This is a genomic window from Methylobacterium sp. GC_Met_3 (genome assembly GCF_026540775.1).
Lineage (GTDB): Bacteria > Pseudomonadota > Alphaproteobacteria > Rhizobiales > Beijerinckiaceae > Methylobacterium.
Window position 1 is genome coordinate 1 of the sequence record NZ_JALNUL010000120.1, and the last position, 4,066, is coordinate 4,066.

The window sequence follows — 4,066 nt, forward strand, 5'->3', positions numbered from 1 at the left end:
ATCAGCATTAGGCTCGGCTCGGCATTGTTCGCTTTGACCCAACATAACGGACGGCGACCGGTTCAAGGCCTTCGTCGTATCATTCGCCGTGGTGATGCGTTTCGCTCGCATCACGGTGGCAACGTCGCGCTCTTGTTCGCCTTCATGAGCGTGCCGATGCTCATGCTCGGCGGCGCGGCCATCGATTACGGTTTCGCCACGCGACTCGAAGCGAAGCTCCAGGTATCGACGGACTCGACCGCGCTACTGCTCTGTCAGACGCCAATGACCACGAGCACGGCGGATCTGAACACCCTCGCTCAGACCACTCTGAACGGGGCCATGGGTGCCACGAACCTCGTGGTCGACCCGCTGACCGTCACCAGCAACCCGCGCCAGATCACCCTCTCGGCGCACAAGCTATCGACGACCTTCTTCGGCAAGCTGACTGGCACCACGCGCATCAATCCGGGGGCCACGTCGCAATGCGCCACGCCGATCCCGAAGACCTTCGAGATCGCGCTGGTGCTCGACAATACGGGGTCGATGGCCGAGTCGAGCGGTACCCAGTCGAAGATGCAGGCCGTGCAGCAGGCGGCGACGAACTTCGTCAACTACGTCTACGCCAACAGCTCGTTCAGCAGCGCGACCAGGATCTCAATTGTGCCGTTCGCTGCGGCCGTGGCGGTGGACCCGACGACCTACCGGAATGCCAGCTGGATCGACCAGAACGCGCAGTCCAGTTACCACTGGACAAACGTGCTCAACGCCAGCGGATCCAACTTCTCGAACCGGTTCGACATCTTCTCCAAGCTTAAGAGTGCCAACCCCAACTGGGGGTGGGCCGGCTGCCTAGAAACTTTGCCCTACCCACTCAACGTCCAGGATGGTGCCCCTAATAGCTCCAATATGGACTCCTACTTCGTGCCACTCTTTGCCCCTGACGAACCGGGCGATGGCAGCACCAGCTACGCTGATTACCCCGACCCCAACGGAACCACATACCGCAGCTACAACAGCTATATCGCCGATACAGATGGCAGCTATAACGGCAAATGTGGAACTAAAAATTCTGCGACCTCGTACCTGCCGCTGGAAGGTCAAGCCTGTAAGTACGTCAACCCGCGCAATGCCACATCGAACACTGCCCTTGGGATCCCGAATGGTCCAAACTTTATGTGTTCGACACAGCCTCTCGTAACTCTCACAAATAATACTACTGCTCTTAAGGCTGCGATTAGTAATATGGCGCCTTCGGGCTCTACTAACATTCACGAGGGATTTATGTGGGGATGGCGGACTCTTTCTCCGCTCAGTGTCTTCACAAGTAGCCCCACGATTGGAAGCCCACCTGCGGCCTATGCCACTGCGTCCAGCAGTTCTAATGCTACCGCTATCAATAAGATCCTTATTCTAATGACTGACGGATACAACAGTTGGACGAGTAATCCCAACTCGCCCAACGGATCACTCTACTTCTCAACGGGGTATTTTCGAAATTCCAACCCTCTGAATGCGAAGACCTCGACGGCCAATACACGGCTCCCGCCAGCAAACCAGAACGTTTCGGACGGCACGAGCGCGCGAAACGCTTTGGACGCGCTCACAGCACAGGCATGTTCGAATGCCAAAGCGGTCAATATCTCGATCTACACGATTGCGTTCAGCGTTTCGTCCGACCCAATTGACTCGGCGGGACAAGCCCTTCTACAAAATTGCGCTTCGTCAGCGAGCCAGTACTTCCTTGCCAACACATCGGACGATCTGATCGCGGCCTTCCAGAAAATCCAGTCGAGTATCGGCGCGCTGCGTCTGACGCAATAGACCGCTGATCCTACGCTCCGGTAGCCGTCTTGTCCGTCCGCGGGCGGCTAGCAGTACGCTTCGGCTTCTCGGAGGCGGTCTTCTCAGATCTAATGGCCATCTCGTGCAGACTTCGTTGGGCCACGCCTCGGTGGCGACGACAGGGCACTATCGGCACGCGCGGCCGTCGGGGAGTTCGGCGAAGTTCCTGAGGGTGTAGAATGCGTTTTGGCAGAGTGCGCTCAATCCTCCGGCGTGACACAGGTCCCCATGAATGCCTTTCGCTCCGGACCATCCTTGAGCTTTTGAGTGTCGGCCTGCTGTCGGCATCGGTCGAGTACCGCCGGATCGACGGCTGATGCCGCTTCCTCGCCGGCAGATGCCGCTCCTGAAAAGGCCTTTCTAGGCGGTTCGGGCAGACTCTGAGCACCAGAGAGTGACGGCATGCCCATGAGAACAGCCAGGGCGGTCGTGAGCGCGAGGGAACATCGCATCGTTGTCCGCCTGGGCTTCAAGTGTGGGATCAACACCGTTAACGCAATCTAAGGCGAAGGTTCGACCAACCCAATCGAGCTATCGAAGCAGCCAGGGCACTCGCCCTGAGGGGGGCTGCCTGATCTCGGCACGCAGAAGGAAGCCCGCCGCGGCAGCGAGCCGGGCGGGCTGAGGCGGTCCGTGGTCTCAGGAACGAACTAAACGCTCTGGAGAGCAAGGCCCGTTCCAGAGCAGTTGTTGAGTTTTTACTTGCTTCCGCCGCCTCCGCCACCTTGCGGAATGGCGCGGGAAGGCTGTCCGGCGTTGCCTCCAGCCGCCGAGTTGTTCGTGATGGTGTCGGCTGGTCGGCCCGTCGGAGTTCCGGTGGCCGCCGCCGGGGCACCGGTCGAGCCTGGCTGCGGAGCTACTACGCCAGGTGCGCCCGGCGTGGTCGTAGGCGGCGTTGCTGCCGAGGTCTGTGCGTATGCTGCACCCGGGCCGAGCAGCATGAACGGAATGGCCGTAACGAGAGTGCGATGGCGCATCGGTGCCTCCGTGTCGATGAACGCCGGTAACGCGTCTGTGAGCAGAAACGTTTCCATCCATAGCCCGGAGCCAACAATTTCAGGCTGACAACCTGCCTTGGAGCAAGTTCCCTTGGTGAAACCAAGGACGCGCCGGCCACTCGTGAACGGGGAGAACACGGCAACCGGCGCGCTCGCGAACGGGAGCGTGAGGGCGCTCAACCGCTGCGATGCAGGAGGAAGGAGGATGGGAGGCCGAAAGATCCGTAGCCTCCCCGCCACTACTCTTATGAAGCTGCCTTTTGCTTCCGCGGCCGCCCAGGGCGCTTCGACTTGTCGGAGACGGTCTCCTCAGGCTCAGCGGCCATCGGAGCAGCCTTCTCGCGCTGCTGGCCGAGCCCAAAGTTCTTAGCCAGGGCCGAGCGTTGCGCGGAATAGTTGGCCGCGGTGGAGGGGTAGTCTCGCGGCAAGCCGAACCGCTCACGGTACTGCTCCATCGTCATGCCGTTGCCGGTCAGGTGGCGCTTGAGCGTCTTGTACGACTTACCATCGATGAAGCTAATGATGGCGTCCGGCGTGACCGACTTGCGGATCTGGGCGGGGGTGAGCTTTTCGGTCGTAGGAGCAGCCGTAGCCGCATCGTTGCCAAGCCCGGTCAGGGCGGCATGCATGGCGGCGATCAGCGTACCGATCTCGCTGGGCTGGATGTGGTTATTCGACACGTAGGCTGCGACGAGGGTCGTCGTAAGCTCGGTAAGATCGGGCGCTTCTCGCTCGATAAGATCTAGATTTTCGTCCACGATGCACCTGATTGTGAAGAAGGCGGCACAGTCTGTCGTTACACGTAGAAAGGCAATACGTTATCTCGCGAGAAATCTATTACTTTAGGTATCCCCGAGATGACGCTAAGCCCCGCCCTTGAGCGGTTTGCCACCCTGATCGCTGACAACGTCGTGTCGGCCTACATACGTGAGAGTGAGAGTTCGCGCGGCCTTGGCCTGCCCGTGCGCGAGATCGTCGTGAGTAGGCTTGCGCACGCTCTTCTACGTGTCCTGCCGACCGATGACGGCGCGTTCCTGGCGACAACCTGCAATTTTACCCTGGCCGATACCCTCGGGGGTATGGATACCCGCGGCCCGCGCGTCGAGATGGTCGACCCTGACGACGGCTCGGTGACGATGCGCGCATAATTTGGAAATGCGCCGGATCCCGTTCGGCACCGCCTACCTGAAGTGACCTGACCGGTCTTTTGGACCGAGGCAATTGAGAGGCTGCTGCATGGTGGC

General features: G+C 60.1%; 4 protein-coding genes. 2 read left to right on the forward strand and 2 right to left on the reverse strand.

Annotated features, from left to right (window positions below; all coding sequences use genetic code 11):
- Positions 1–1,803, forward strand: a 1,803-nt coding sequence (locus OXS27_RS31805) for a TadE/TadG family type IV pilus assembly protein (protein WP_346733036.1), incomplete at its 5' end; no start/stop codon positions are given.
- A 719-nt stretch (positions 1,804–2,522) separates the two neighbouring features.
- Here the strand turns inward: OXS27_RS31805 and OXS27_RS31810 are convergent.
- Together OXS27_RS31810 and OXS27_RS31815 are read right to left on the reverse strand one after the other, a co-directional pair.
- A complete protein-coding gene (locus OXS27_RS31810; protein ID WP_243920283.1) occupies positions 2,523–2,765 on the reverse strand; it encodes a hypothetical protein in 243 nt (80 codons plus the stop codon).
- Positions 2,766–3,067: 302 nt separating this feature from the next.
- On the reverse strand, positions 3,068–3,580 hold the full coding sequence (locus OXS27_RS31815) for a MucR family transcriptional regulator (RefSeq protein ID WP_267361648.1): 513 nt from the start codon (positions 3,578–3,580) through the stop codon (positions 3,068–3,070).
- A 99-nt stretch (positions 3,581–3,679) separates the two neighbouring features.
- On the opposite strand from OXS27_RS31815, the gene OXS27_RS31820 reads away from it, so the two are divergent.
- Positions 3,680–3,970 (forward strand): hypothetical protein, encoded by a 291-nt coding sequence (locus OXS27_RS31820; protein ID WP_243920260.1) that lies wholly within the window; start codon positions 3,680–3,682, stop codon positions 3,968–3,970.
- Positions 3,971–4,066 lie beyond the last annotated feature (96 nt).